The organism is Mesorhizobium sp. M0140, assembly GCF_040322475.1.
Classification (GTDB): domain Bacteria; phylum Pseudomonadota; class Alphaproteobacteria; order Rhizobiales; family Rhizobiaceae; genus Mesorhizobium.
Genome location: NZ_JAMYTM010000001.1, coordinates 257,708 through 282,741, shown reverse-complemented (window position 1 = coordinate 282,741; position 25,034 = coordinate 257,708). Strand labels below are relative to the sequence as shown.

General features: G+C 62.8%; 22 protein-coding genes. 13 read left to right on the top strand and 9 right to left on the bottom strand.

Translation table 11 applies throughout. From position 1 onward, the window contains the following. Positions 1-115 precede the first annotated feature (115 nt). The 7 genes from NKJ37_RS01280 to NKJ37_RS01250 form a co-directional block, all read right to left on the bottom strand. On the bottom strand, positions 116-529 hold the full coding sequence (locus tag NKJ37_RS01280; RefSeq protein ID WP_352772252.1) for a 2'-5' RNA ligase family protein: 414 nt from the start codon (positions 527-529) through the stop codon (positions 116-118). Positions 530-737: 208 nt separating this feature from the next. After that, a complete protein-coding gene (locus NKJ37_RS01275) occupies positions 738-1,823 on the bottom strand; it encodes an ABC transporter ATP-binding protein (protein ID WP_352772250.1) in 1,086 nt (361 codons plus the stop codon). After that, complete coding sequence (locus NKJ37_RS01270; protein ID WP_128302457.1) at positions 1,813-2,421, bottom strand: cupin domain-containing protein; 609 nt, start codon at positions 2,419-2,421, stop codon at positions 1,813-1,815. The genes NKJ37_RS01275 and NKJ37_RS01270 overlap by 11 nt, the downstream gene beginning before the upstream one ends. Positions 2,422-2,490: 69 nt before the next feature. Further along, the gene (locus NKJ37_RS01265) at positions 2,491-3,561 is read right to left on the bottom strand and encodes an ABC transporter substrate-binding protein (RefSeq protein ID WP_023808698.1); all 1,071 of its coding nucleotides are present in this window, start codon (positions 3,559-3,561) and stop codon (positions 2,491-2,493) included. After that, complete coding sequence (locus NKJ37_RS01260) at positions 3,546-4,415, bottom strand: ABC transporter permease (RefSeq protein ID WP_023808699.1); 870 nt, start codon at positions 4,413-4,415, stop codon at positions 3,546-3,548. The genes NKJ37_RS01265 and NKJ37_RS01260 overlap by 16 nt, the downstream gene beginning before the upstream one ends. Next, on the bottom strand, positions 4,412-5,296 hold the full coding sequence (locus NKJ37_RS01255) for an ABC transporter permease (RefSeq protein ID WP_023808700.1): 885 nt from the start codon (positions 5,294-5,296) through the stop codon (positions 4,412-4,414). Before NKJ37_RS01255 ends, NKJ37_RS01260 begins: the two co-directional genes overlap by 4 nt. Positions 5,297-5,398: 102 nt before the next feature. After that, complete coding sequence (locus NKJ37_RS01250) at positions 5,399-6,679, bottom strand: NAD(P)/FAD-dependent oxidoreductase (RefSeq protein WP_023808701.1); 1,281 nt, start codon at positions 6,677-6,679, stop codon at positions 5,399-5,401. Positions 6,680-6,915: 236 nt separating this feature from the next. On the opposite strand from NKJ37_RS01250, the gene NKJ37_RS01245 reads away from it, so the two are divergent. The 5 genes from NKJ37_RS01245 (at position 6,916) to NKJ37_RS01225 (ending at position 12,393) form a co-directional block, all read left to right on the top strand. Continuing rightward, the gene (locus NKJ37_RS01245; protein ID WP_023808702.1) at positions 6,916-8,073 is read left to right on the top strand and encodes a fumarylacetoacetate hydrolase family protein; all 1,158 of its coding nucleotides are present in this window, start codon (positions 6,916-6,918) and stop codon (positions 8,071-8,073) included. A gap of 328 nt (positions 8,074-8,401) precedes the next feature. Further along, positions 8,402-9,337, top strand: a complete 936-nt coding sequence (locus tag NKJ37_RS01240; RefSeq protein WP_023808703.1) for a substrate-binding domain-containing protein — start codon at positions 8,402-8,404, stop codon at positions 9,335-9,337. A 114-nt stretch (positions 9,338-9,451) separates the two neighbouring features. Continuing rightward, positions 9,452-10,438 carry an ABC transporter permease gene (locus NKJ37_RS01235; protein WP_128302453.1) on the top strand — a complete coding sequence of 329 codons (987 nt, stop codon included), beginning with the start codon at positions 9,452-9,454 and terminating at the stop codon, positions 10,436-10,438. Between the two features lie 3 nt (positions 10,439-10,441). Then, positions 10,442-11,233, top strand: a complete 792-nt coding sequence (locus NKJ37_RS01230) for an ATP-binding cassette domain-containing protein (RefSeq protein ID WP_023808705.1) — start codon at positions 10,442-10,444, stop codon at positions 11,231-11,233. A 137-nt stretch (positions 11,234-11,370) separates the two neighbouring features. Next, positions 11,371-12,393, top strand: coding sequence for a LacI family DNA-binding transcriptional regulator (locus NKJ37_RS01225; RefSeq protein ID WP_128302452.1), 1,023 nt, complete (start codon positions 11,371-11,373; stop codon positions 12,391-12,393). 329 nt (positions 12,394-12,722) lie between these two features. Here NKJ37_RS01225 and NKJ37_RS01220 read toward each other — a convergent pair whose 3' ends face one another. Then, positions 12,723-13,313, bottom strand: a complete 591-nt coding sequence (locus NKJ37_RS01220) for a TetR/AcrR family transcriptional regulator (protein ID WP_023808707.1) — start codon at positions 13,311-13,313, stop codon at positions 12,723-12,725. 243 nt (positions 13,314-13,556) lie between these two features. Between NKJ37_RS01220 and NKJ37_RS01215 the strand changes: the two genes are divergently transcribed. The 3 genes from NKJ37_RS01215 to NKJ37_RS01205 are packed head-to-tail and all read left to right on the top strand — an operon-like array spanning position 13,557 to position 18,148. Continuing rightward, positions 13,557-13,811: a hypothetical protein gene (locus NKJ37_RS01215; RefSeq protein WP_023808708.1), complete on the top strand. Its 255-nt coding sequence runs from the start codon at positions 13,557-13,559 to the stop codon at positions 13,809-13,811. Then, positions 13,805-16,981 carry an efflux RND transporter permease subunit gene (locus NKJ37_RS01210; RefSeq protein ID WP_352440017.1) on the top strand — a complete coding sequence of 1,059 codons (3,177 nt, stop codon included), beginning with the start codon at positions 13,805-13,807 and terminating at the stop codon, positions 16,979-16,981. Before NKJ37_RS01215 ends, NKJ37_RS01210 begins: the two co-directional genes overlap by 7 nt. Positions 16,982-16,996: 15 nt before the next feature. Continuing rightward, positions 16,997-18,148, top strand: coding sequence for an efflux RND transporter periplasmic adaptor subunit (locus NKJ37_RS01205; RefSeq protein WP_352440018.1), 1,152 nt, complete (start codon positions 16,997-16,999; stop codon positions 18,146-18,148). 22 nt (positions 18,149-18,170) lie between these two features. On the opposite strand, the gene NKJ37_RS01200 is transcribed toward NKJ37_RS01205, so the two are convergent. Then, the gene (locus tag NKJ37_RS01200) at positions 18,171-19,103 is read right to left on the bottom strand and encodes a LysR substrate-binding domain-containing protein (protein ID WP_352772248.1); all 933 of its coding nucleotides are present in this window, start codon (positions 19,101-19,103) and stop codon (positions 18,171-18,173) included. Between the two features lie 102 nt (positions 19,104-19,205). Here NKJ37_RS01200 and NKJ37_RS01195 point away from each other — a divergent pair, with 102 nt between their 5' ends. The 5 genes from NKJ37_RS01195 to NKJ37_RS01175 all read left to right on the top strand — a co-directional run bounded on the left by NKJ37_RS01195 (position 19,206) and on the right by NKJ37_RS01175 (position 25,022). Further along, positions 19,206-19,994 (top strand): HalD/BesD family halogenase, encoded by a 789-nt coding sequence (locus tag NKJ37_RS01195; RefSeq protein ID WP_023808712.1) that lies wholly within the window; start codon positions 19,206-19,208, stop codon positions 19,992-19,994. A gap of 106 nt (positions 19,995-20,100) precedes the next feature. Continuing rightward, positions 20,101-20,793 carry a GntR family transcriptional regulator gene (locus NKJ37_RS01190; RefSeq protein WP_023808713.1) on the top strand — a complete coding sequence of 231 codons (693 nt, stop codon included), beginning with the start codon at positions 20,101-20,103 and terminating at the stop codon, positions 20,791-20,793. 34 nt (positions 20,794-20,827) lie between these two features. After that, positions 20,828-21,934, top strand: a complete 1,107-nt coding sequence (locus NKJ37_RS01185; protein ID WP_352772245.1) for a mandelate racemase/muconate lactonizing enzyme family protein — start codon at positions 20,828-20,830, stop codon at positions 21,932-21,934. Between the two features lies 1 nt (position 21,935). After that, the gene (locus NKJ37_RS01180; RefSeq protein ID WP_352440021.1) at positions 21,936-23,120 is read left to right on the top strand and encodes a mandelate racemase/muconate lactonizing enzyme family protein; all 1,185 of its coding nucleotides are present in this window, start codon (positions 21,936-21,938) and stop codon (positions 23,118-23,120) included. A gap of 237 nt (positions 23,121-23,357) precedes the next feature. Further along, positions 23,358-25,022 carry an ABC transporter substrate-binding protein gene (locus NKJ37_RS01175; RefSeq protein WP_352440022.1) on the top strand — a complete coding sequence of 555 codons (1,665 nt, stop codon included), beginning with the start codon at positions 23,358-23,360 and terminating at the stop codon, positions 25,020-25,022. The last annotated feature ends 12 nt before the right edge of the window (positions 25,023-25,034 follow it).

The window sequence follows — 25,034 nt, the reverse complement described above, 5'->3', positions numbered from 1 at the left end:
CACTGTCCAACTGATGCGGTCAATCGCCCTTTCGCGAATTTTGGGCACTCCCACTTTGTCACGAAGCAGCGTGACATGCGGTTCAATGGATTTTGTGAGAAAGGGCTTTAACGGGCTATCCGAAATCACCGCTGTGAGGTTTCGCCAGAATTCTTGCAGCGAAGGATTGCCGTCGCTGTTGCGTAAAACAAGCGCGCCACCCGCCAAAAGCGCACAAACGATCAAAAGAAACGTCGAATGGTTTTGCGACAATCATCGAGCCTATGTGGTGAGCGAGTTCTACCAACCCCTCCGGCAATCCGTCATGGTCGCCGAGTCCAACAAGCGAGATGTGATTGGCAACTATTTTCCCTTTCAGCCCGAGTTCCTGCCGCCAAGTGGTTGCTTGTAAAGCGATAGGGTCGGCGATGGTGCCTTCCATCAGGTGACAGAAGAACAACCGATCAGTGCGACGACGCCTGCTCCGCTCATGCCAATTGAAAGATGCTTGACCGTTTTCGGCTGTGTTGAATGTGGGCAGTTCGTTCATGTCCTTCCTCTTTTTGCGCCACCCATCTCCGCCAAGCCGGAGATTTTAGAACAAAAAGGGAACACAGCAAGCGAAATGAGCGTTGGGGCTTTCCGGATCCGCGCCCGCGAGGGAATCGCGTAGCCCAATCGGCATATTCGCGATCATTGCCCGACTGCTTGTAGCCGCCGAACGTGCGACGTGTGCTCCGTTTTTGATACCAATGAAACTAACCTGGTAGCACCGGGCAATTGGCGCCACGGCGCAGGCTGATATGCGCCACGTCGCCGACCTGAAATTGAAAACCCTCGGCCTGGCGCGGCGCGTCTATGACAACAGGTGCGCCCTGCCCGAGTTCAGCGTGCAGACGCAACGTGCAGCCGTGAAAGACGATGCTGTTGACGCGTGCCGGCGCTGTGCCGGGCGCGGCCTCGGTCATCGCCAGGAGATCTTCCGGCCGCACGCCGACGGTGCGCATGGCATCCTCGGCGAGAGCTTCGCCGGTTTCAGAAATGGCCTCCAGCGGCAGGGCGCCGGCGGCGAAGCGCAGGCGATCGCCATCTCGGCCGACGAAGCGCGATTGCAGGAGATTCATGGTGCCGATGAAGCTCGCCACAAACTTCGTGGCGGGCCGGTCGTAAAGGGTGGCCGGGGGCGCGATCTGCTCGATGCGGCCCTTGTTCATAACGACGATGCGGTCGGAAATCGACAGCGCTTCAGTCTGGTCATGGGTGACCATGACGAAGGTGGTGCCGAGCCGCGACTGCAGCCGTTTCAGTTCAACCTGCATCTGCTCGCGCAGATGCGCATCGAGCGCCGACAGCGGCTCGTCGAGAAGCAGTACGCGTGGCTCGCAGACGATGGCACGCGCCAGCGCGACGCGCTGGCGCTGGCCGCCAGACAGTTCGGAGACGCGGGCGCCAAGCTTGTCGGCGAGGCCGACCATGTCGAGGGCTTCGCCGGCGCGCTTTGCCTGTTCGGCTCCAGACAGTTTGCGCAGCGACAGGCCAAAGCCGACATTTTCGGCGACATTCATGTGCGGGAACAGCGCGTAATCCTGGAAAACGGTGTTGACCGGCCTGTCGAACGGCCGAAGTGCCGTGATATCGCGACCATCGAGCAACACCTTGCCGGTCGTCGGGCTTTCGAAGCCGGCGATGACGCGCAGGCTGGTGGTCTTGCCGCAACCCGACGGCCCGAGCAGCGTGATGAACTCGCCGCCGACAATGTCGAGATCGACGGCGTCGAGCCCGACGATGCCGCCAGGAAAAATCTTCGAGACAGCCTGTAGCCGCACAACTGGATCAGGCGCCATCGCGAACCTCGGATGGCTTCGTGGTGTTGACCCAGAGGATCTGGCAACGCTCGGCGCCTGGATTGCGGAAGGCATGCAAAAGCGTGCTCTTGAACGCAAAACTGTCGCCGGTCTTCAGCACGTAATTTGTCGAATCAACCACCAGTTCGACCTCGCCCGACAGCACGAAGCCGAATTCATGACCGGCATGCGCATAGGCCTCCGCGGTGCCGCCGCCGGCTTCCACCGTCACCAGCATGCCGGTCAGCGTCGCGCCCGGCGGCGACAGCAGCGCCTTGGCAATGCCTTCCGACTTGACCGGGATTTGCCGTCGCTTATCGGCACGCACGCAATAGAGATCGTTGACGGCATCGTTGCCGTCGGCGATCAGCGCCGACGGCTCGATGTCGAGGGCGGCGGCGAGCGGCCAGATCACCTTGACGCGCAGCGAGGACATGCCGCGTTCGATCTGGCTCAACGCACCGATCGACACGCCGGCTTTTGCCGCAAGATCGGCCAGCGACAGGTTGCGCTCCAGCCGCAGCGCCCGCACGCGCCGGCCGACCCGCACATCGGCATCGTCCTTCGGCTTCTCAGCAGCTTCGTCCAGTATGTCCATCAATTCCCGACCTCGTTTGCAGTGTCTCGGGTGACACCGCGTGGCTGACGCCGCGCGGTGCTCTAGGGTTCAGCCGCCTGCCTTGACCTTTTCGAACATCTTGGCGAGGTCGTCATTCTGTTTCATCGGTCCGGTGAAGATGGTGGTCTTCAGCATCACTTCCGGGTCGGATGGCAGCTGCAATTTCTCCAGCTCCTCCTTCGGCACGGTGGCAAAAGCGGAGCTCAGCGAACTGCCATAGCCATAGGCCTCGATCAGGTATTTGCCGGAGTCGGCTTCCAGCCGGCTGTTGATGAAGTCATAGGCGAGGTCGACATTCTTGGCGTCCTTGAGCATGACGAAGCCGCAGGCCCAGGTCAGCATGCCCTCCTTCGGCTTCATGAACTCGACCGGCACGCCCTGCTTCTTCAGCGAGGTGGCCGACGCGTTCCAGGTCATGGCGGCGACCAATTGGCCGCTGGCCAGCGCCTGTTCGACGGAGGTCATGTCGGTGGTGTAATTGGAGAGCAGCGGGCGCTGCTCGCGCAGCTTCTCGGCCACCTTGTCCATTTGCTCCGGCGTCATGTCGAACGGATTAACGCCGGCGAGCAGTGCGGCAACGACCGGCGTGTCGTGCACCGCGTCGATCGTCGCCATGCGACCGGCATACTGCTTGTCCCACAAAAGGTTCCAGCTCGCTTCCGGGTTCTTCACCAGGTCGGTGCGGTAGAGGATCGAGGTGTTGCCCCAGTCCCATGGCACCATCCAGACCTTGCCGTCGCCGGCCTGCAGGTCGGGCAGGTTCTTGAACACCGGGAAGATCGAGTCCCAGTTCTTGATCCGCTTGGTGTCGATCGGCTGCAGCAGGCCTTCCTTGTTCCAGCGCGCCACCTTGTCATAACAGGGATGCGCGATGTCGGGGCGGAAGCCGGCCTTGACCTTGGTGAAGGCGTCATCGTCGTCACCGAAGATCGAGGCCTCGACGCCGTCGGGGTGCGCGGCGAGGAAGCTCTTGTTGAAATCGGGCAGTTCATAGCCCGACCAGGTGAAATATTGCAGCTTGTCGCCGGCGAAAGCGACGGTCGACGACAGCGCCAGCGCGAACGCCGTCAATCCAGCGCAAACAGTCTTTGCAGAGATCGATTTCAGGTCGAATGCCATTGCAGTTCTCCTCTCTTGGTTTGTTTTGGTTGTGACGGATCCGCGGGCTTTGGCGCCGTGGCGGACAAGCCGCGATGGCGCAGGATTTCAGCCGCTGCAGCGATGATGAAGGACACAGCCAGGATCGACGTGCCCAGCGCCATCACCGTCGGCAGCGACTTTGGAAAACGCAGCTGGCTCCAGATGTAGAGCGGCAGCGTCGGCTCGGTGCCGGCCAGGAAGAAGACGACAATGAATTCGTCGAAGGAGATCAGGAAGGCCAGCATGAAGGCCGAAACGATGGCCGGCAGGCTGAGCGGCAGCATGATCCGCCGGAACGTCGTCCAGTCGGAGGCGCCGAGATCGAGCGCCGCCTCGCGAATGGTTTTCGGGATGGCGGCGAAGCGGCTGCGCATGATCACCACGGTCGTCGGCAGCGCCACCAATATGTGACCGAGAACGATGGCGATGCGCGATGGCCCCAGACCAATGAGATTGATGAGGATCAGCAGCGATATGCCGACGATGACGCCGGGGATCAGGATTGGCAGCCGGGCGATGGCGCTGATGGTGGCGGCCAGCGGCGAGCGGCCGTAGAGGTCCATGTAGGATACGGTGATGCCGCACAGCGTCGCACTCGTGGCGGCAATGGCGCCGATGACGAGGCTGTTCAGGAGTGCACCGGTCAGCGCCGAATTGCCGAACAAAGTCGCGTACCATTGCAAGGTGAAGCCTTGCAGCGGAAACGCTGCCTGGATCGAGTTGTTGAAGGAAAACAGCGGGATCAGCAGCACCGGCAGATAGAGAAAGACCAGATAGGCGACGACGTAGACGCCGAGCCAGCGGCCGCCTCCCTGCGTGCGTGCAGCGCTCATGTGCGGCTGCCAAATCTGCGGTCGGCGAAACGCGCGACCAGCACCACGCACAGGATGACCAGCATGACGGCGACGGAGAGTGCGGCGCCAAACGGCCAATCGTTGGCCTTGCCGAATTGCGCCTGGATCAGCGTGCCGATCATGGTGCTGGCCGGGCCGCCGACGAGCGCCGGCGTGACATAGTCACCGACCGTCGGCACGAAGACGACAAGGGCTGCCGCCAGCACGCCCGGCATCGAATTGGGCAGCACGACACGGCGGAAAGAGGTGAAGGGCCGCGCGCCGAGATCGGAAGCGGCCTCGATCAGCGATTTCGGGATGGTGTCCAGCGCCACGTAGATCGGCAGGATGGCAAAAGGCGCGTAGGCGTGCGCCAGCGTGACGACGACGGCGGCCGGCGTGTTGAGAAAGGCCAATGTCGGCTCGGACCAGATGCCGCTTTCGATCAGCGCCGAGTTCAAAACGCCATTGTAGGCGAGCACGATCTTCCAGGCGAAGACGCGCAGGAGATAGCTGGTCCAGAATGGCAGCGTCACCAGAAACAGCAGAAGGCCGCGCCGCCGGCCGGCGTGGAAGGCAAGATAGTAGGCGACGGGATAGGCAGTGACGACGGTCGCCAGCGTGACCAGAGCGGCAATGATCAGCGAACGCAGCGTCACCGTCCAGTACAGCGGATCGGACACCACAGTTGCGAAGTTCGCCAAGCTGAAACCGGCACCGAGCAGCGAACCGTCATTGTTGCGGAAGGCGAGGAAAAGCACGAGGCCGAGGGCAAACAGGATCAGCAGGAAAGTGACCAGAGCGCCCGGGAGCAGCATGGCGACCCGGAAGCCCTGAGAAGACCGGGCCTCTGGCGCTGATGTTGCAACTAGGGTCGACATCGACCTGCCTATCGGAATTTGAAATTGGCTTAGAGTTTTTCATATCCATGAAACTGTCAAGCGGAATCCCAAACGGAAACCCATTGACAGGAATTGCTTTGGTCAGCGCTCCAACGCATCGAGCAGCCGGTACCAGGCGATGGTCGCGGCGACGCCGACTTGGCGGAAGGCGTGAAACGGGATCGGTCGGATCGGCGAGACCGGGAAGGGCAAATGCCTGGCGTCGCCACTTTGGAGATAGCCGGCGATGCGCTCGCCAAGAGCGGTCATCAGGCCGACACCACGACCCTGGCAGCCGACCACGGCGAGCAGGCCCTGCTCCGGCTCGTGGATGTGCGGCAGATGGTCCGGCGTCATCGCCACGCGGCCGAACCAGCGCTTCTCGATGGCGATGCCGGACAGCATGGGATAGAGCCGCCGCAGCGCCCGCTCGAGATGCGCCCAGTCGCTGGCGCTCGTCGGCAGCGCCATGCGACCCCGCCCGCCAAGCACCAGCCGGCCGTCGGCGCTCTTGCGGTAGTAGACGAGGATGCGCCTGGAGTCCGACACCGCCTGCCCTTCCGGCAGGATCGGGGCCGCCTGACCGGACGACAGCGGTGCTGTGGCGATCTGAAAAGAATGCAGCGGCACGATCGTCTGCGCAAGGCCGGGGATCAGACCGTCCGTATGGGCGTTGGTCGCCAGAACGACCGCCTTTGCCTGCAATTCCAGGCCATTTTCGGTCGAAATACGCCAAACGCCGGCGGTCTTGGTGAGCCGCACGACCTTTTCGCGCTCGGCTACCCTCACGCCAGCCGCGGTCGCGACACGGGCGAGTTCAGATGTGTAAGCGAGCGGATCGATAACACCGGCGCGGCGATCGAGCCAGCCGCCGAGATAGCCCTGCGCACCGGTCTTGGCCGCGATCTCCGCTGCGTTCAGCAACTGGACATCCGCGCCCCGTGCGCGCCATTGCCGGTCACGGTTTCCCGCCGCCTTCAGCGCGGCCTCGGTGTGCGCCGCCTGGATCCAGCCATTGCGAACGAACGGCACCGCCAGCTTCTCGTCGCGGATCAGCTCGAACACCGCATCGGCGGTCGACGCCGCAAAATTGACAAGCGCCTCGCCGCGCTCAAGGCCAAAATGCTCCAGCAGCCATTCCGGATCGTATTTCAGGCCGGGAATGACCTGACCGCCATTCAAGCCTGATGCGCCCTGGCCGATCTCGCCGGCGTCCAGCACCTGCACCGACAGGCCAAGCCGGGCGGCATGCAAGGCGGTCGATAAGCCCATGATGCCACCGCCAACAATGGCGAGATCGACACGTTCGCCATTGGGAAGCGATTGAAACGTGGAAGCTGCCTGTGGCTTGAGCCAGATCGGATCGGAGAATGCTGTCGCCAAGGGTCACCTGAATGCGCTGCGATTGGTGAAAATCCTAGTCAGAATTTCACATTTTTGAAAGAGCACTCCGGCTTTCGTCTGTGGACTGCCGCCGAGGCGATCGGAGACCCAGAGTTCCGATCGCCTGCGACGGGATAGACCTTTGACGGGAATCCGGTGAAAGTGCCGCGCCGATCCGGCCGCCCACATTGACGATCACTTCGCCACATTGTCGATCACTCAGAGGACAGAGCGCTATGACGAACCCGACCCACCTGCCCACCGAGGGCCTTTTTGTCGGACGCGCCAGAGGTAGCGATGCCGCATACCCGCTGGTCGTCACGGTGCGCGATGGCACGGTCTTCGACATCACCTCGCGTGCGGCACCAACCATGCGAGACCTTTGCGAGATGGCTGACCCCGCTGGGCATGTCCGCTCGGCCGAGGGCAGACCGATCGGATCGCTCGATGACATCGCCGCCAACAGTTTTGAGACCGGGCGCGATCCAGCAAAACCCTACCTGCTCTCCCCGGTCGACCTGCAGGCGGTCAAGGCATCGGGCGTCACCTTCGTCGTCAGCCTGCTGGAACGGGTGATCGAGGAACAGGCGCGCGGTTCGGCTGAAAAAGCCGACGCCATCCGCGCCGACATCGCAGGACTGATCGGCCACGATCTGTCGAAGCTGAAACCCGGTTCGCCCGAAGCGATGGAGATCAAGGCCAAGCTGATTTCGCGCGGCGCCTGGTCGCAATATCTGGAAGTGGGCATCGGCCCCGACGCCGAGATCTTCACCAAGTGCCAGCCGATGGCCTCGGTGGGCTTCGGCGCCGATGTCGGGCTGCACCCGGTGTCGACCTGGAACAATCCGGAACCCGAGATCGCCATGATCGCCGCCTCCAGCGGCAGGATCGTCGGCGCCACCATCGGCAACGACGTCAATCTGCGCGACGTCGAAGGGCGTTCGGCGCTGCTGCTCGGCAAGGCCAAGGACAACAATGCCTCGGCCTCGCTCGGTCCCTTCATCCGCCTGTTCGACGACAAATTCTCCATCGATGACGTCAAGCGCGCCGTCGTGCGCCTGAAAGTCGAGGGCGAGGACGGGTTCTCGTTGGAGGGCGCAAGCTCGATGGCCGAGATCAGCCGCTCGCCGGAGGAACTGGTCGCCGCGGCCATGGGGCCGCACCACCAGTATCCGGACGGGCTGGCGCTTTATCTCGGCACCATGTTCGTTCCGTCCAAGGATCGAGGCGAGAAGGGCAAGGGGTTTACTCACAAGGTCGGCGACATCGTCACCATCTCGTCGGAGAAATTCGGTGCGCTGGTCAACCGGGTGCGGCTCTCGCCCGACTGCCCGCACTGGACCTATGGCGCCAGCCATCTGATGCGGGAGCTAGCCAGAGCCGATCTGATCTAGCAACTGGTATCGTCGACGCCCTGCCAGGGCGCTACGGACCTGGTCCCGTGGGCGTAGGATGATCGCCGGCGTGACCCTTGTCGACGCAGGCCGCGTTCGCGCGACCCGAAACAATCCCACCAATTATCCGACAGTCGGAAAATCACCTCAACTGATGCAATCTGATGGGGCAGCTGATGACGACCCGTCAGGCGCCCACTACACCTGCAAATGGAGGCTTGCCATCCGTCGAAAAAGGGGATGCTCTGACGCATTCAACCGGCGCTGGCAAAAGATGCTGAACAAGGGACGGATTTTGAACTGACCATCTACAACGGGAGGAAATCAAATGCTGACACGGCTAAGACTTGTTCTATACGGCCTGTTGGTGGCGCTGATGGTGATACCAGCAGCGGCACAGGCCAAGACGTTCTACTGGATTTCGCATGGCGGCCCGGCCGATCCGGTCTGGACCTACTTCCTGGCCGGCGCCAAGCAATGGGCCAAGGATACCGGCAACACGGTCAACACCTCGTTCCACAATGGCGACGTCGCCTCACAGCAAGAAGCGGTTCGCGCCGCCCTCTCCGCCAAGGCCGATGGTATCGTCACCACGAGCCCTGATCCGGGCAGCCTGATCGAGATCGTCAAGGAAGCGCGGGCGGCGAAAGTGCCGATCATCAATTTCAACACGCCCGACCCGAAAGCCGACTTCAACGCCTATGTCGGCGGCGACAATGTCACCTTCGGCAAACACTGGGCGCAGTATCTGGTCGACAAAGGCCTGGTGAAGAAGGGCGACTTCGTCTGGATGCCGGTCGAGATCCCCGGCGCCACCTATGGCGTGCAGGAAGAGGAAGGCATCAAGAGCGTCTTCGAGCCGCTCGGCATCACCTATGAAATCACCGAAGCGACGCTCGACCAGGCTGAAGTGATCAACCGCATGGTCGACTACCTCACTGCCAACAAAGCCAAGGTCAAGGCGATCATCGGCCTGGGCGATCTCGTCACCGGCTCGATCAAGCGGGTGTTCGACCAGGTCGGCATCAAGCCGGGCGAAATCCCGGTTGTCGGCTGGGGCAACTCGCTCGACACCACCCAGGAAGTGCTGAACGGCTATGTCAATGCCGGCCAGTGGCAGGACCCGCAGGCGACCAGCTATGTCGCGCTTTCGCTGGCCAATATGGCCGCCGGCGGCATTCCTCCGGGCTTCAACGTCATCACCGGCGCGCTCTACGAAAAAGACACCGCGCAGATCTACGACGACATCCTGTCCGGCAAGTAACATCCAATCTCAACAGTCGCGGCCGCCCAACGGTCGCGACTGGCTCTCCATTTCGCCGAGCCCTTCGCACGCGATGTGCAACGCTCAGCCTTCCACTCATGTCGCGGATTGCCTGTGGAAAATCATTCGCTCGTCCAACGCCTGATCGCACGGCCGGAATTCGGCCCTTTCGTGCTGCTCGTCGTCGAGATCGCCGTTTTCTGGAGTTTCAACCACGACTTCCTGTCGCCGCAGAATATCTCCAATACGCTGGCCTTCACGGTCGAGCTCGGCCTGATCGCGCTGGCGATGACGCTGTTGATGACGTCGGGCGAGTTCGACCTCTCGGTCGGTTCCCTGTTCGGCTTCTCGCCGGTCTTGATGTGGACCCTGTTCAACAGCGGGCTGACCTCCCTTGAGGTCGGCTTTGTCGCCGCGCTGCTGGTCGCCGCCATCATCGGGCTGGTCAATGGCTGGTTCGTGACGCAGCTCAAGATCCCATCCTTCCTGGTGACGCTCGGCATGCTGCTTGTGGTGCGCGGCACCGCCCTTTTCGTCACCGACGGTTTTCCGCAGCGCACCTGGAGTGCGGAGGGCAGCTGGCTGGCCGAAGCGCTGGTCGGCGATTTCTTCATCGGACCGTTCCGCATCTACATGTCGCTGTTCTGGTTCATCGCCGCGGCGATCGCGCTCGGCTATGTGCTGACGCAAAGCCGCACCGGCAACTGGATCCAGGCGGCCGGCGGCAACCCGAGTGCTGCAAGGGCGCGCGGCGTCAATGTCAGCGGCGTCAAGATCGGCCTGTTCGTGCTGTCGTCGGTCATGGCTTCGCTTGCCGGCGTCATCTCGTCGCTGCGCACCTCGGCGGCCAACCCCAACAGCGGCACCGGCTATGAACTGGAAGTCATCGCCATGGTGGTGATCGGCGGTACCGCGCTGACCGGCGGGCGCGGCACGATCATCGGCACCGTGCTCGGCATCCTGATCCTGCGCGTGATGCGCAACGGCATCGTGCTGATCGGCGTGCCCGGTCTTGCCTACAACATCTTCATCGGCGCCATCATCCTTGGCATGATGGCGCTGCATTCATGGCTGGAACGCCGGCATCAGGCAGGGACTTGAACCATGGCCGAGCCACTGATCCGCATGACGAACATCCGCAAGTCCTACGGCCGCGTGCAGGCGCTGGAGGATGCCAATTTCCACGTCAATGAACGGGAGATCGTCGGCTTGCTCGGCGACAATGGCGCCGGCAAGTCGACGCTGATCAAGGTGCTCTCGGGTGCCGTTCCGCTGACCAGCGGCGACATCTTCATCCGCGGCAACAAGGTGAGCCTGCGCAGCACCAGCGACGCCATCGCCCACGGCATCGAGACCATCTACCAGGACTCGGCGCTGGTCACGCAACTGTCGATCGCCCGCAATCTGTTCCTCGGACGCGAGCCGATCAAGTCGCCGCGCTTTCTCAACCGGATGGACCAGGACGCGATGAACACGGTTGCCCGCGACTTGCTCAAGCAGGTCGGCATCTCGAAGAACATCCCGCCGACGACGCCGATCGGCTCGCTCTCCGGCGGCGAGCGCCAGGCGGTGGCGATCGCGCGCGCCATGCATTTCGACAGCGACCTGATCATTCTCGACGAGCCGACCAACAATCTCGGCGTCGCCGAAACACAGGGTGTGCTGAGCTTCGTGCGCAGCGCCCGCGATTCCGGCCATTCCTGCATTTTCATCGCCCACAACATCCACCATGTCTTCCAGGTGGTCGACCGCATCGTCGTCATGCGCCGGGGCAAGGTGGTTGCTGACGACATAGACCCCAAGAAGACCAGCGTGGCGGAGGTCGAACGGATCATTACCGGCATGTCGGACAAGGAGATCCGCGATGCCATCGCCGATGGCAAGCCATCGCACTGAGAATGGTGATGGGCGGCAATCACCCGTCACCTCAGATCGCATCGCTTGTCTGACGCGCCATCGCATGGCGAACAGGATTGCAGCATGAAAGCCACAGTCTCGGATACCGCACGCAACTGCGGGCTGTGGGTTACGGCATGAAAGCCACTGTCTCCGATATCGCTCGTAGCTGCGGGCTATCGACCGCAACGGTCGACCGGGTGCTCAACAACCGGCCGGGTGCGAGTGCGGCCAACCGCCAGCGCGTCATGGAGGCGGCCAAGCAAGTCGGCTATCTGCCGGTCGCCGATCAGGTGACGCTACCCTCGCGGCCCGCCCACCTTGAATTCCTGCTGCCGATCGGCAGCAATGCCTTCATGCGCGATCTCGCCGGGCACATCGAGGACTACGCCGCGCGCCTGCCGCTTGTTGCCTCGTGCCGGATCCATAACCTCGCCGGTATCTCGCCGAACGCGCTGCAGAGCGCTGTCGAAAACCTTTCGCTCAGGGCCAATGGCGTCGGTGTCATCGCCGTCGATCATCCGCGTACGCGCAACATCCTGCACGACATCGTCGATGCCGGCATGCGCCTGGTGACGCTGGTGTCCGATGTTCCGGCGGCACCGCGCGCGGCCTATGTCGGCATCGACAACCGGGTGGCGGGACGAACGGCGGCGCTGCTGATGGGACGCTTCCTTGGCGGCCGAATCGGTCATCTGGCGATGGTCGTCGGCTCACGTTCCTATCGCGGCCACGAGGAACGCGAAATGGGTTTCCGCTCGGTGCTCAGTGAGGAGTTTCCCAATCTGACCGTCAGCAGCGCCGTCGAGGTCAACGACGAGCCCGATGCCAGCTACACCGAGACCATGAAGGCGCTGCACGACGAGCCGGAGCTGCTCGGCATCTATTGCGTCGGAGCTGGGCATTCGGGCGTTGCAAAGGCGATCCGCGAGGCCAGGCCGAACCGCAAGCCGGTGTTCATCTGCCACGACTTGACCAAGGACACGCGTGGTCATCTCGTCGACGACCTGCTCGATGTCGTCATCGACCAGAATGCCAGGCTGATCGCGGAACAGTCGGTCATTCGCCTGCTCGGCTCGATTGCCTCCTCGGCACCCTATCTGACGCGCAAGTTCATCGAACCGCGCTTGATCTTCAGGGAAAACGTCCCCGTGCAGTAATGCGAAATGGCTTGGCTAAACCGGGTTTCCGGATTTGTACGATAATTGGCACGGCAAATCTGCACAGCAGCTATGCAAGTTTCTTTGTTGCCGAATCGTTGGGCAACTCGTAGGTTCTGGTTGTCGGCCATCTACTCCTCCCAGATGCGATGCCGACGCTGAATGGGGTGCACCTCCTCCCGCGCCACATTCGAAAATCGAGCCCGCTGCCACCTCCTCCCGGCAGCGGGCTTTTTTCGTTTGGCCGGCAGGAATGGCGGTACAGCGACACCAAAGCACGCCCAGTCATCGCAGATGGAATGACGCACGTTGACAGGCCACGGGTCCCGTCAACCGGCGGCGGCGCCCCGGAAAGAAGCGATCAATCCTTCAGCCATGCGCACGAACTGCGTGCTCGGACCTTCCGAACCCACGGTCTGTACACTAACCCGCGCACCCTCGAGCAGAAGCGACAGCGTATCGGCGAGCAGTTCAGCCTGGCCGATGCCCGCGTCCCGACATAGCGTCACAAGGCGCTCGCGCTGGGCTTCTTTGAGTTCCTTGATCACCAGCCTGGCCGGATGGTCCGGCTCGGTCAGTTCAGCGGCGGCGTTGGCCATGTCGCAGCCGCGCCCGTCCGCATTGAGCATGGCAGCCGCCTTGCGAACCCAGGCATGCAGCTGGGCAAGCTTGTCACCAGGAAATTCGGCATCGAACGCATCCCACATAGCGCCGGCCTTGGCCGCATTGGCGCGCAGGCATTCGACGATCAGTTCGTCCTTGGATTCGAAGTGACGATAGAGCGTCATCTTGTTCGTGCCGGCAGCTTCGGTGATGGCGTCGACGCCGACGCCCTTGATGCCATGCTTGTGGAACATGTCGCGTGCCGTCTCCAGGATCCGATCCCGGGGACGAGAGCGCTCCACGATGCCGTCTGTCATCATGATCTCCTTTCGTTTCCAAAAAACCCTCGGCCACCTCTTGACTAGGGTGTTACCGGTCTGTAACTTCCAGAATGTTACTTACTGGTAACACCTATATCGTCCACCGTCAATAACAAGGCCGTGAACGGCCCTGCCAGACGAGAGGGGCGAGAAACTGCCAATCATGCGGCCTCGGCCGGTGAAGAGATTAAAAACGGTTCGCGAGCATGGGCTGCGAATCGACAGACAAGGAGCCGGCCAATGCCACAGCGCCGCGATCTTACCATAGATGAGGCCGTCCGGGATCCGATGATCCGGCTGGTCATGAAAGCCGATGGCGTCGACCCGCGCGCCTTCGAGACGATGCTGCGCTCGCTTGCCGATGCGCAGCGCAACGAGGTGCCGTTGCTGCATTCGCGGGACGACCTCGGTGACAAGCGCGGTCAAAGACTGTCCAGCGTCGCCAGCGCCTTCGGGCGGGCAAGAGCAGCCGGGGAGGCTTGCGTCTCGTGGTAAACTTTTTCATCCACCGTCCGATCTTCGCCTCGGCGATCGCCATCATCATGGTGCTCGCCGGGTCGATTTGTTATTTCCTGCTGCCCGTCTCGCAGTTTCCCGACATCACGCCACCGCAGGTCGTGGTCAGCGCCCACTATCCAGGCGCCAGCGCACAAGTGGTGGCCGATACGGTGACGACGCCGCTGGAGCAGCAGATCAACGGCGTGCAGGGCATGACCTACATGTCGTCGACGAGCTCCAATGACGGCTCCTCGACCATCACCATCACCTTCGATGTCGGCTATTCGCTGAGCACCGCCGCCGTCGACGTGCAGAACCGCGTCTCGCAGGCGGCTTCGTCGCTGCCGGCGATCGTCAACCAGGGCGGCGTGACGATCAAGAAGCAGAATCCGAACTTCGTCCTCATCGTCAACCTGACCTCACCCGACAGTTCGGTCGATCCGGTGGCACTGAGCAACCTTGCCTATCTGCAGGTGGTCGATCCGCTGAAGCGGCTGCCCGGCGTCGGCGATGTGCAGATCTTCGGCGAGCGGCGCTATTCGATGCGCGTCTGGCTCGATCCCGACAAGCTCGCCAATCTCGGCATCACCGCCGTCGATGTGCAGAACGCCATCGCCGAGCAGAATGTCCAGGTGGCGGCCGGCAAGATTGGCCAATCGCCGGCCCCGGCCGGCACCGCCTTCGAGATGCAGGTCAACGCCGTCGGCCGGTTGAGCGATCCAAAGGAATTCGGCGACATCGTCGTGCGCGCCAATACCGACACCGGCTCGTTGGTCAGGCTGCGCGACGTCGCCCGCATCGAGCTCGGCGCGCTGCAATATTCGTCGTCGGCCTTCTTCGGCAAGGACCCGACCGTGGTGCTTGCCGTCTACCAGATGCCCGGCTCCAACGCGCTCGATCTGCAGCAGCGCGTCAAGGACAAGATGCAGGAGCTGTCGGGCCGCTTCCCGAAGGGCGTGTCCTATGCGATGCACTACGACACGACGCGCTTCGTCTCGGCATCGATGCATGACGTGCTGATCACGCTCGGCGAAGCGCTGGTGCTGGTCGTCGCCGTGGTGTTCCTCTTCCTGCAAAGCTGGCGCACGACGATCATCCCGACCATCGCCATTCCGGTGTCGCTGGTGGCGACGCTGGTCGTCATGGAGATGCTCGGCTTCTCGCTCAACATGCTCTCCCTGCTCGGCATGGTGCTGGCGATCGGCCTCGTCGTCGACGACGCCATCGTCGTGGTTGAGAATGTCGAACGACAGCTGGAGGCCGGGCTCAAGCCGCTTGCGGCGACCAAGGCCGCAATGCGCGAGGTCACCGGACCGATCATCGCCACCACCGCGGTGCTGATGGCGGTGTTCGTGCCGGTCGCCTTCATTCCCGGCGTCTCCGGCAAGCTCTACAACCAGTTCGCGCTGACCGTGGCGATCTCCGTCGGCATCTCCGCCTTCAACTCATTGACGCTCAGTCCCGCGCTCAGTGCGGCCTTCCTGCGCCATCGCGGCGAGACGCAGTTCGCCCCGTTCCGCTGGTTCAATGCCGGCTTCGACAGGCTATCGCACGCCTACGCCAATGGCGTACGCATTCTCATCCGCTTGCGCTGGATCATGCTCGGCCTGTTCGCGGCCGGCCTGGTCGCCACCTACTTCGTCTGGCAGCGGCTGCCCTCGACCTTCCTTCCGGTCGAGGACCAGGGCTATTTCTTCGTCGTCATCCAGTTGCCCGACGGCGCGTCGCTGGAACGCACCGACGCGGTGGCGCAGAAGGCGCGCGACATCCTGCAGGCGACGCCCGGCGTCGAGATTGTCGGCTCGATCAGCGGCCTGAATTTCCTGACCAGTGCGGCGCAGTCGAATTCGGCGGTCGAATTCGCCATCCTGAAGCCCTGGGAGGAGCGCGGCCCCGACCAGAGCGCGTCGAAGCTCGTCGCCGATGTGCGCGGCAAGCTGATGCAGATCCCGGAAGCTTTCGCGCTGAGCTTCGATCCGCCGTCTATCCCGGGTATCGGCACCACAGGCGGCTTCGAATTCGTCGTCGAGGATCTGACCGGCCGCGGCAGTTCAGCCCTCAACGATGCGACGCAAGCCGTGATCGCCGAGGCGCGCAAGCAGCCGGAAATCAACCCGCAGCAGCTGTTCTCGCCGTTCTCGACCTCGACGCCGCAGTTCAACTACGACCTCGACCGCAGCAAGGCCAAACTGCTCGGCCTCAACCTGCCCGATGTCTTCAACACGCTGCAGATCTATCTCGGCTCGCTCTACGTCAACGACTTCAACCTGTTCGGCCGCACCTTCCGGGTGACCATCCAGGCCGACAAGGATGCACGTGCGGGTGCCGCCGACATTTCGCGGCTCTATGTACGCAATGCCTCCGGCGGCATGGTGCCGCTCTCGACGCTGGGCAAACTCGTGCCCTTCGTCGGCCCGGAGACCGTGCCGCATTACAACAACAATGCCTCGGCCTCGATCAATGGCGGTGCCGCACCCGGCTTTTCCTCAGGCCAGGCGGTTGCCGCGATGGAACGGGCCGCCGCCATTGCGCTGCCAAGGGATTTCGGTTTCGAATGGACCGGCATCACCTTCCAGGAGCTCAAGGCAGGATCGATCGCGTCCGTCGTCTTCGGCCTCGCCATCGTCTTCGTCTTCCTGATCCTGGCGATGCAGTATGAGAGCTGGGCGATGCCGTTCATGGTGCTGTTGGCGGTGCCACTGGCCCTGTTCGGCGCCTTCGTGGCCTTGTTGCTGCGTGGCATGCAGATTGACGTCTACTCGCAGATCGGCTTCGTCATGCTGATCGGCCTGGCGGCCAAGAACGCGATCCTGATCGTCGAGTTCGCAAGGCGACGGCGCGAAGAAGGCCTCAGCATCGTCGACGCGGCGATGGAGGCGGCACGGCTCAGGCTGCGGCCGATCCTGATGACGGCCTTCGCCTTCATCCTCGGCGTGCTGCCGCTGATGTTTGCGACCGGCGCCGGTGCGGCAAGCCGGCAGTCGATCGGCACCACCGTGTTCGGCGGCATGGTCGCGGCGACCATCCTGTCGCTGGTGTTCGTGCCGGTGTTCTACGCGGTCATCGAGCAGCTGCGCGAACGCCGCGGCAGTGACGAGCCCGCCTCTCAAGACAATGAACCAACGACTGAGCACGCTATCCCGCCCCTGGCGGAAGCGGCCGAATAAGATTGGAGACTGATCATGCGTAAATGGAAAATCGCGTTGGGAACGGCCGTCGCACTGGGAGCGATCTCGGTGGCCAGCGTCCACCTGCTCGACATGGGCAATCTCAGCCTCAATGCCGGCACGGCCGCAGCGACGCCTGCTCCGGCGGCATTCGTCATGCCGGTGCCGGTGGTCAGCGTCGTCAAGAAGACGATCCCGATCTACCTGGACTACGCCGCGCGGACGGAACCGATCCGCAGCATCACCTTGCAGGCCAGGATTCCAGGCTATCTGCAGGAGCAGGCCGCCGACGACGGTGTCGATGTCCGGCAAGGCGACCTTCTCTACAAGATCTCGCCTGACGACTTCCAGGCGGCTCTCGACCAGGCCAAGGCGCAAGTGCAGCGCGACACGGCGACGCTCGACTATGCCCGGTCCAATCTCGGTCGCGGCACCGAGCTCGCCAAGAGCGGCTACCTCGCCAAGGACGGGTTCGACCAGCGCACCAGCACCTTGCGCGAAGCGCAGGCGTCGCTGGCGGTCAACCAGGCGGCGGTCCGCACGGCAGAGCTCAATCTGGGCTATGCCGAAATCCGCGCGCCGTTTGGCGGGCGCCTGGGCCGCAACCAGGCCTCGGTCGGAACGCTGGTCAGCGTTGCCGGTACCGTGCTCAACACGCTGGTGCAGCTCGACCCGATCTACGTCACCTTCAACCCGAGCGAGACGGATCTGGCCGAGATCGAGCAAGCCCGTGCCAACGGCCCGATCGAAGTGGAGGTCCTGCTCCCCGGCCAGACCGAGGCCAGCCAAAAGGGTGAGCTTACCTTCATCGACAATTCGATCGACCGCTCGACCGGCACCATCACCGCGCGCGCGACGATCGGCAATGGCAAGTTCACGCTGCTGCCGGGCCAATATGTTCGTGTCCGGCTGCATGTGAGAGAGCAGGCCGACGCGCTGATGGTGCCGCAGACGGCGCTGGGCTCGAGCCAGCTCGGCAAATATCTCTATGTCGTCGGCAAGGGCAACACCGTCGACCAGCGGCTGGTTTCGCTAGGACCGACGAGCGGCGATCAGGTCGCCATCCTCAGCGGCGTCGCCGAGGGCGACCAGGTGATCACGGGCAATCTGCAGAAGATCGGACCCGGAGCGCCTGTATCGCCGATACCGGAAAAGCCGGCCACCTGAACACCCCCGTCAGGACCCGGCTTCAGCGCGGCGCCCCCCCCGTGCCCCAGGTGGCGGGGGCCCCGCGACCGGGCAGTTCCACCAGACCGGCAACATCGGCGCGGTCGGCCTTGGCCGGCGGCATAAACGCACAGTAGGGATGCCCGAGGCGCACCGAGACGGAGGAGAGCGCAATCAGCCGACCGGCCTCCAGATCGGCGCGCGCCATGACCCGCTGGCCAAGGGCGATGCCCAGACCCAGTCTTGCCGAGGCGATCGCCAGGCTGGACAGGCCGACGCGCCGCCCGTGCGACGGGTCGGGCGAGCGACTGCCGCCGGATGCCGCGAACCAGTCCGCCCAGGTCGGGTGCGAGGCATAGTTCGGCCCCCAATTGGTGTGGATGAACTGGCTCTCGTGCAAATCCGCCAGACTGGGATCGCCATTGCCGTGCCGGTGCCAGAATTCCGGTGCACAGACCGGCAGGACATCGTCATGGACGAGACGAACAAGTTTCAGCCCGGGATAGTGATAGTCGCCATAGCTGATGCGCAGATCGATGTTCTGGCGCATCAGGTCGACCGGATCGTCCTCGACCCGAACGTCGATCGCCATCTGCGGAAAGGCATCGAGAAGTACCGCCAGCCTCGGCGCCAGCCACAGTTCGGCCAACGAGAATGGCACACTGACGACCAGACGCGTCCGCACCCCGCCCTCCAGCATGCGCTGGCCTATGGTGGCGATGTCTCCCAAAGCTTTCGCTGTCTGCGGATAGATGGCGTGGCCGGCGTCGGTGAGCGCGATGCGATTGCCGCTACGCACAAACAGCTGCTTGCCGAACCAGCTCTCGAGGTTGCGGATCTGCTGGCTGACCGCCGCCGACGATACGCCGAGTTCAGAGGCGGCCAAAGTGAAGCTGCCGGCACGCGCCGCAACCTCGAAAGCCTTGATCGCATTCAGCGGCGGCAACCGTTCCACATCGAGTCCGTAAGTTTTTCTTGGCCAATCCTAACTATTTTCGACGTTGAGAGAAAGATTTTTTTGCCGTCTCATAAGCTCACAACCTTCGGAGCCATGACGATGAAAGACATCCTCGATCTCAACCGCTATCCGCTCGACCGCGAAGGCAGCGCCGAATGGCAGCGCCTTGTCGAACAATCCGTCGCCGCGCTCGAAGCCGACGGCATGTTCAATCTGGAAGGGTTTTTGCGCCCCGGCGTGGCGGAACAAGCCGTGCGCGAAATCCAGCCGGTGATGGCCGCGCGCTCGCATGCGCACAAGCGCATGCACAACATCTACTTCAAGCCTGACATTCCCGAGCTTGCACCCGACCATCCGGCGCTGCGCAAGGTGGAGACCATCAGTCACACCGTCTGTGCCGACCAGATTCCTGGCAGTGTCGTGCTCGCCATCTACGAATACGAACCGCTACTGCGCTTCCTGGCAGCGACGATGGGCAAGCCCAGATTGCATGTCATGCAGGATCCCCTGGCCCGTACCAACGTCATGGCCTATCGCGCCGGCGAGGCTTTGAACTGGCATTTCGATCGTTCCGAATTCACGACGACGCTGTTGTTGCAGGCAGCGGAGCGTGGCGGCGACCTCGAATACCGCACCGATCTGAGGTCGGACGACAATCCCAACTATGACGGCGTCGCAAGGCTGCTGGAAGGGCGCGACCCCGATTCCAAGATCCTGTGCATGAAACCGGGCACACTCAATGTCTTCCGCGGCAAGAACACCGCGCATCGCGTCACCACCGTCGAAGGCGAGCGAGAGCGCATGATCGCGGTGTTTTCCTACTATGAGAAGCCCGGCGTGATGTTCAGCGCCGAGGAGCGCGTCGGCTTCTACGGCCGCGCCGCCTGAGACCGAAGAGGCAATATGCCAGCGGCCCCAAGAATCCGAAGATGACCTCTTGTTAGATCGTCGACAATCTGCTTGTCTTGCTTTCGATTTCCCTGGGAGCGGCCGAATGGCGAAAGCGGATTTCAGTCCGATTGCGGACACGACGCGACGCGCCGAGATCGTCGCGCTGTTGCGGCGCGCGATCCTGACCGGGCAGCTCGCACCCGGCCAGAAGCTCAACGAGCTGCGGATTTCCGAACAAATGCGGGTCAGCCGCGCGCCGTTGCGCGAGGCAATGCGCGAGCTGGTGCAGGAAGGCATCCTGACCAGCATTCCCTATGCCGGCACCTTTGTCATCGAGGTCACAGCCAAGGACATCGACGATGCCTATTCGTTCAACAAGGTGATGGACGAGCTGGCCATCGAGCGGGCGTGGCCGCTGCGCGACCAACGCTTCTTCGACGAGCTCGACCGGCGCCACGAAGCCGTGAAGCAGGCGACCCGTGCGTTGGACACGACACGCCAAATCGAAACCGCGCTGCAACTGCATGGCCTGATCTACGAATGGGCCGACAATTCGGTGCTGCTGGAAACCTGGCAACGGCTGACCAGCCGGCTGCAGATGTATTTTGCGCTCCACCAACATGCCCGCAATGAGCCGGTTCCGGCCGAAGACGTTCACGAAACCTATGTGCGGTTGCTGAAGGGCAAGGACATGCGTGCCGCCCAGCGCCATGCCAGGGAGCACATCGATCTCGATTTCGAGGAGTTGCTTGCCTACGCGCGCGGCCTCGAACAACGCCCGTCGAGGGGCGCCTGACCCGTTCCCAACTCACAGACAGCGGACAAGACACGTGCAGATCGAAACCATCAAGGCCTACCACGTCGTGCAGCCCTTCGTGGACGGGCCATACCGCATGTCGAAGGGGCGCGAAGCCGACGCATTCGACGCGGTGATCGTGTCGATCACCTCCGACAGCGGCCTTACCGGCTGGGGCGAGATGGCGCCGCTCGGCAATTTCTATTCGGCAGCCTTCCCGGCCGGCACCCGCGCCGGCGTGCCCGAAATCGCGCCGCACCTTATCGGCCACGATCCGCGCGGGCTGGCAAGCATCGGGCGGCTGATGGATACGGTGTTCAAGGGCCATTCCTACATCAAGTCGGCGCTCGACATGGCCTGCTGGGATCTGGCGGCACGAGCCGCCGACGTGCCGCTGGTAACGCTGCTGGGCGGCAAGGAGAGCGAGACGGCCGAACTCTACAAGGTCGTCACGCACGGCAGCCTCGACGCCATGGCCGCGCTGGCCAAGCGCATCGTCAAGGATGGTTTCCACCGGCTGCAGGTCAAGGTCGGCGGCAATGTCCATGACGACATCGAACGCGTCGCCGCGGTCGCCGCCTCGGTGCCGAAAGGCACGGTCATCTTCTGCGATGCCAACGCCGGCTGGACCCCCTACCAGGCGCGCCAGTTTGCCGACGCGACGCGCAGCATCGACTACACGTTCGAGCAGCCCTGTACGACGATCGACGAGAACATGTCGGTTCGCCGCATGCTCGACAAGCCAATGGTGCTCGACGAATCCGTCACCTCGCTCGAGGAGATGCTGGAAATCCATCGTCGGGGCGCGGCCGACGGGCTAACGCTGAAGATCTCGCGGCTGGGCGGCGTGACCAAGACCCGTCAGATCCGCGATGTTGCCGTCGATTTGGGTTTCATGATCACGGTCGAGGACACTGGTGGCGCCGAGATCGACACCGCTGCGATGGCACACCTGTCGCTGTCGACGCCCGAGGAGCGCCGGCTGCACGCCATCGCCTTCCATGAATGGGTGACGGTGCGCACGGCGTCGAACATGCCGCCGGTCACCGGTAGCCGCATGGGCATTCCGGACGGACCGGGCCTCGGTATCGACGTCGTTCCCGATCTGCTGGGCAAGCCTTTCTTCGAAGTCGGCCGCTGAGATGAAAATCCGCAGCATCAAAGCCACGCCGATCAATTTGCGCCTCGAGGCGCCCTATGCCTGGGTGTTCGGCGAACTCGACGGATTTTCGCCGACCATCGTCGAAGTCGAGACGGAGGATGGCTTGATTGGCCTCGGCGAAGCGCCGACGCCGGCGGCGGCCGCGATCATCAACGATGTCCTGGCGCCATGGCTGGTCGGGCGCGATGCCTTCGACATCGCCGGCGCCGAGCATGTCTGCCTGCCCTTCTGGACCGGCGTGCAGTCGATCAACGACCGCACCCGCATCATGGCTTTCGGCGCCATCGAGATGGCTTTGTGGGACCTGCGCGGGAAGGCGTGGAACCAGCCGCTCTACCAGTTGCTCGGCGGCGCCGTGCGCAAGGACATCCCGTTCACCGACTATTTTTCGCTGCGCGGTGACGGGCCAAAGGTGAAGGGCGAGACGACGCCGGAGGAAGTCGCCGACTATTGCGTCGAATTGCACGAGACGCATGGAACGACCTTCTTCGAAGGCAAGTTCTCGACCGAAGATCCGAAAATCTCGCTCAGGATGGTCGAGCTGATCCGCAAGAAACTCGGCGACGATGCGATGATCCGCATCGATTCCAACCAGGCCTATTCGCTCAGCACCGCGCGTCGCCTAGCGCGGTCGCTGGAAGACCTCGGCGTGCGCAACTGGGAGGATCCGGTGGCGACGATCGAGGAGATGCGCGAATTGCGGCGCCATTGCTCGATCCCGTTTTCGACCCACAACATCGACATTGCGCGCGCCATGGAAACCAAGGTGCCGGACGCCTTCGTCGGCAACCCGACGACGCATGGCGGCATAGGCCGGCTGTTGCGCTTCGTCGGCGCCTGCGAGCATGCCGGCATCGATTTCTGGTGCTACAGCGGTGACAGCGGCATCGGCAGTGCCGCCTATCTGCACCTGTGCGCGGCACTAGGCTGGATCAGGGAGCCTAACCAGTCGCTGTTTCGCATGCTGCCGATGGATGTCACCGAGGAAGGGCCGTTTTCGCCGAGAAACAATTTCGTGCGCGTTCCGGAAGGTCCCGGTCTCGGCGTCACCTTATCGCGCGAAAACCTCGCTGCCTGTCACAGAGACTTTACCGAGAAAGGACCGTGCAACAAGTATCATGACCCGGCAAAGCCCGGAACCTATCGCCGTTTGCCGCTGAACTAGATGACGGCAAGACCGACGGCCAGGCACGAGAAGCCAACCACCGCGACTTCGGCCGGGAAGGTTGGACAAAGACGATGGAAGCAGTGCAGCCAGCAATCCGGCGCGTCCGTGCCACGACTAGATACCGGGCAAAACCGCATGCTAAGATTCCGATCGACAGGCCTCTCTGGCGATCCGAAATGGAGCAATCCACGAAATTTCGTCAACCATAAGAAATAGGGGAAAGGGTAAAAACCCATGAGCAAGAACTACACCATTCTCGACCTGATCCGGCGCAATCGCACGCCGCTTGAAAATCACCTGATCGACGGCCTTGTCGACGGTCGTGTCAGCCGCCGCGACTTCGTCCGTCACGGCAGCCTGCTCGGCCTGTCGCTGCCGCTGCTGGGCCGTATCGGCATGGCAGCCGGCCTCAGCGGCATGCCGTCGCTGGCGCGCGCCCAAGGCGCGCCCGGCGCCACCATCCGCGTCGCCAGCAGCGTGCCGGCAGCGACAATCGACCCGGTCACCATCGCTGACGCAGGCGGCCTGCTGGTCATGCAGCAGGTTGCCGAATTCCTTTGCGTCGACGGCCCTGACCTCGTTCTTCAGCCGGCCTTGGCCGAAAGCTGGAAGCCGAACGACAATGGCACCGTTTGGACCTTCAAGCTGCGCAAAGGCGTAAAATTCCACAGCGGCGGCGAGATGAAAGCCGACGATGTCGTGGCCAGCATCGACCGCCTTGCCGATCCGGCCAATTCGTCCAATGCGCTGTCGGTGTTCACCGGCATCCTGCAGAAGGGCGCCTCGAAGAAGGTCGACGACTACACGGTGGAATTCCACCTCGATGCGCCGAACGGCAACTTCCCCTACATGCTGTCGTCCGACAACTATAACGCCGTCATCATCCCGGCGAGCTACAAGGGCGACTATGAAAAGAGCTTCGACGGCACCGGGCCGTTCAGAATAGAGAAATACACGGCAAAGGTCGGTGCGTCCTTCGTCCGCAACGAGGACTATTGGGGGCCGAAGGCGCTGCCGGAACGCACCGAGTTCACCTTCTTCACCGACATGCAGCCGCAGATCCTGGCGCTGCAGGGCGGCCAGGTCGACATCATCAACCAGATGCCGGTGCTGGCCGGCGTCGCTCTGCTCAACGATCCGAACGTCGACATCATCAGCTTGAAGTCGTCAGCCCATCAGCAACTGCACATGCGCTGCGACGAGGGCCCGTTGAAGGATGCGCGCGTGCGCCGTGCCATTGCGCTCTGCCTCGATCGCGACAAGCTGGCCGCCGGCCTCATGAAGGGACGCTCCGCTCTGGGCAATGACAGCCCATTCGCCGCCGTCTATCCTTCGACCGATACGAGCGTGCCGCAACGCAAGCAGGATATCGCCCAGGCCAAGCAGCTCATGGAAGCAGCCGGCTTTGGCCAGGGCTTCAAGATAACCCTGACCACCGAACGCTACCTAGAAATCCCTGAATACGCCCAGCTCATCCAGAACTGGGTCAAGGAGATCGGTGTTCAACTCGACCTCAATATCCTCGACCAGAGCGGCTATTACGGAGACGCGGTGTTCGGCAAGTCGAACTGGCTGGATTCGGTGATGGGCATCACCGACTATGGTCACCGCGGCGTGCCGAATGTCTATCTCGCGGCACCGCTGAAGAGTGAAGGCACCTGGAACGCGGCACACTTCAAGAACAAGGACTATGATGCGCTGGCGACCAGCTACATCGCGGCCCTTGACCTCGAGGCGCAGAAGGCCGACGCCGGCAAGATCCAGAAGCTGCTGCTCGAGGAAACGCCTGTCATCTTCGGCTATTTCTACGACTATCTGACGGCGACGGCGAAGGGCGTGGCCGGCGTACAGCCGACCGCCATGTCGCAGCTGTTCCTCGATAAGGCATCGAAGGCCTGAGCGGAAAGGAAA